This window comes from Bacteroidia bacterium (assembly GCA_023228875.1).
In the GTDB taxonomy this organism is placed as follows: domain Bacteria; phylum Bacteroidota; class Bacteroidia; order NS11-12g; family UBA955; genus JALOAG01.
Map to the genome: position 1 here is coordinate 1 of JALOAG010000059.1, position 3198 is coordinate 3198.

At 33.1% G+C, this 3198-nt stretch carries 3 protein-coding genes; 1 reads left to right on the forward strand and 2 read right to left on the reverse strand.

The genetic code is table 11. The features are described 5' to 3' along the window. The first annotated feature begins 579 nt into the window (after positions 1-579). Positions 580-1383 (forward strand): inositol monophosphatase, encoded by an 804-nt coding sequence (locus M0R38_13225; protein MCK9482697.1) that lies wholly within the window; start codon positions 580-582, stop codon positions 1381-1383. Positions 1384-1389: 6 nt separating this feature from the next. Here the strand turns inward: M0R38_13225 and M0R38_13230 are convergent, their stop codons facing one another. Together M0R38_13230 and M0R38_13235 are read right to left on the reverse strand one after the other, a co-directional pair. After that, positions 1390-2625: a HipA domain-containing protein gene (locus tag M0R38_13230; GenBank protein MCK9482698.1), complete on the reverse strand. Its 1236-nt coding sequence runs from the start codon at positions 2623-2625 to the stop codon at positions 1390-1392. Then, positions 2626-2940 carry a helix-turn-helix domain-containing protein gene (locus tag M0R38_13235; GenBank protein MCK9482699.1) on the reverse strand — a complete coding sequence of 105 codons (315 nt, stop codon included), beginning with the start codon at positions 2938-2940 and terminating at the stop codon, positions 2626-2628. Positions 2941-3198 lie beyond the last annotated feature (258 nt).

Sequence of the window (3198 nt, forward strand, 5' to 3'; positions counted from 1 at the left end):
AAATTTATTAACCTCCTATACAAAGATTTTATAACTAAGAAAAACACATTTTATTAAAATCATTATTTAATAATATTGTCTTCTTTATAAATTATTGAAAACTTCGTAAATTTTACTCACTCTAATTAGAGATGGTAACCTACTTTTGCTGTTCAATTGTTGTAAGTTAAACCAATATTCAAACGTTGAAATGAACACAAACAACAAATAACACACATTTTACGTCATATCTACCATAAAAAAAGTTTGTTCAAACAATTTTTTGGTTAATTGAACAATATCACATGAATAAACACCTGTCAAATAGATAAAAATATATTTTAAAGCTTCTTTCTAAAAGTAGGATATTAAAAGTATGGGCTTAACAACCTGAAGGAATTTTGAATTCTGTAGTGCAAACCATTAATAGGTAACTTAAATAACAAACTTTTAAAATTTACTCTCTATCGATTAATTTATCTGATTAAAACATTTTTTCTACAAAACCTACTTAATTGACACTTTAATTTTGATTGCTGATAATAGTGGGTAATGTAGTGCTACTCTTGGCAACATAATAAGGTAAAGGGTGTAAAATTAGTGTTATCAATCGAAAATGCAAAACAAATAGTTGATGAAATAATGGTTCCAGCAGCTCTGGCAGCTGGAGACCTTTTAAAAAAAGAGTTTTATAAAAGAGATTTCGCAATAAATCAAAAGTCGGGACAAAGTGATTTAGTAACAGAGATTGATTTAAAATCTTCAAACCTCATAAATTCAATTTTAAAAGGGATGGCACCAAATATCCCCATCATTGATGAAGAGGATGAAGTTATAACCAAATTTGATAATATTGAATTGGCCTTCATTGTTGATCCCCTTGATGGAACTTTAAACTTTGTTCATGGGTTAACAGAGTTCACCGTCTCATTGGGCTTAGTTTATAAAGGAAAACCTCTAGCTGGGGTTGTCTATCATCCAGTTCTAGAAGACCTATTTAGTGGTGTTGATAAACTTGGTTCTTGGAAAAATGGGAAAGAGATTAAAGTTGGAGATGAAAAGAGCTTAAGTGAATGTTTAGTAGGCAGTGGAGTTCCTTACGATCCAAATATAAGAGAAAGTAGTTTTATTAAACCTTTTCAACTTTTAATGAACAAGGTTAGAGAAATAAGATTGCTAGGTAGTGCTGCCTTAGCTTTGTGTTATGTAGCCTCAGGTCAATTATCAGGATTTTATGAATATGATTTAAGCCCATGGGATGTAGCTGGAGCTACTGCTATTATTTTAGGTGCAGGGGGATCTGTCCTACCAATTAAAGATAACACCAGTTTCATTTTTGATGGAACAATTGTAGCTGGAAATAGTATAATTGCTCCACTTCTTAAAAGGGAACTAAATATTTAATTACCTTTAGTTTAGCTTAAATGCACTTTCCATTTGATCTATCTCGTACTCTTTGAGCTTTAGTGAGGAAGCTATATTTCGCCAACCACTTATTCTATCTAACATCTCATCTTTGATTAAATGTGCCTCTTTATTATTAACTCTAAAATGGTGCGCCTGGCTTAATATTAGTTCAAAATCTAAACTACGGTTTATTTCATCAATTGCTAAACTCAATGATTTACCTCTTGGATCGGGATTTAAATCAAATGCTGGTGAGAGTTTCCAACCACTACCATTTAATATAAAACCATGGTTTCTCAAATGATCATCCGTATTTGAAATAGCAATATTAAACAAAATCCTACGGAAAAGCTGATTTAAATCAGCAATAACATGACTACCAAATTGAAGGATAAACTCAACTATTTCGAGGTAGCTTGCATCACTATCCCAATCTTTTCTACCAAGCAGACTTAAAGCTGATGTGTAATGAAGCCTTCCCCCTTTCTCAATTCTATCAAATCTCTGACTCAGAAAAGTACTTCCTTGATCTGTAAATGAATAAATTTGTGTTTTTGGAACTTCAATACCGCACATTTGTGCCAACGTGTGAGCAACTTTTTCCCATGCCCCAATATTGGCAAAGTCTTTCATTGATGGGAACTTTGCTATCCAAAGAACCCCCTTTTCATCAATGACAGAAGCTTTCGGGCGAGCTCCTCCTAAAGAGGACCCAGGATGTATTAATTTTAATAACCATTTTTCTTCTTCACTATTATCCTCTAAACGCAAGCTCCAATTTTCCAATTCTCGTAATCTAGCTAAAGGGGGTATGGCAAAATTATCTCCTTCAGAGAGAAATTGAGAAGACCCAATCTCTTTAAATCTTAAAGCTCCGCTTCTTACAAAATCGTTTACTCCTAACAAAAAGTCAGACTCTTGAAGATGTTGAACACTTCTGTTTTCCTTTTTTGCTAAAATAGATTCCTTTCTCTTCATCAGAGTTCGCCCCCACCTATCAGGGGCTGAATCAAAAAATAATCCAAACCATCCTTTTTCAGCTTTAGGGAATTGCTGCCCCCTAAAAGGGTATATGTCTGGGTCTAAATGGTATTTGTTTTCATAGTGTTCAAGCCAATACTCATCATATGAAAAAGCAATGATTTCCTCATTCCCCTTTTTATCAATGTGTAACTTTCCAATCAAAGTGTCTACAACGAACTCAGGCCAAGATGCATAAACTTCAATCTCTTTTTTCATTTAAGTATCCCGTCTCGCCCTTTTTTTTGTTGTAAGATTTAAATCTTGCATTCTTTTGCCTAGAACATCATCTTTGGCTACTAGCAACAGGTCATCTGCTAAGTTTAAAGCTAAAAGAACTTTTGCATAGGATCCAAAAGCAACATTGGGTGATCCCTTTTCAATAGACCATAAAGTTGACCTACTAATACCTGCCCTTTCTGCAACTAAATTTACTGGCAAGTTTCTTCTTAGCCTTGCCAAAGCTATCTGTTCTCCCATCTTCTCCATTTTTCTTCTAAGAGATGGGAGGATATCACTTTGATCTCTTATCATACTTATAAGGTATATCAGATATAGCTATGAGTCAATTTAATGTTTATGATTATGAACAAAATAAGCATTTTGTTTACAATCTTTAACATTATTCACATAGAGAAGACTTTTCCATTTCCTTTGGTTGAGTTGGGATGGTTTTAATTTTAAAGATAAAGTAGTAGTACATAAATAAAATTATAAAGCCAATAACTATTCTAACGTGGATAATTTTTACTAAGTAGGCAGAGAATAAAAGCACTGTGGTAGCTAAGCTTA

What these genes read in the sequence shown, in the direction of transcription:
- M0R38_13235 (MCK9482699.1), bottom strand. Translation starts at nt 2,940, where the DNA reads ATGATAAGAGATCAAAGTGATATCCTCCCATCTCTTAGAAGAAAAATG.
- M0R38_13230 (MCK9482698.1), bottom strand. Translation starts at nt 2,625, where the DNA reads ATGAAAAAAGAGATTGAAGTTTATGCATCTTGGCCTGAGTTCGTTGTA.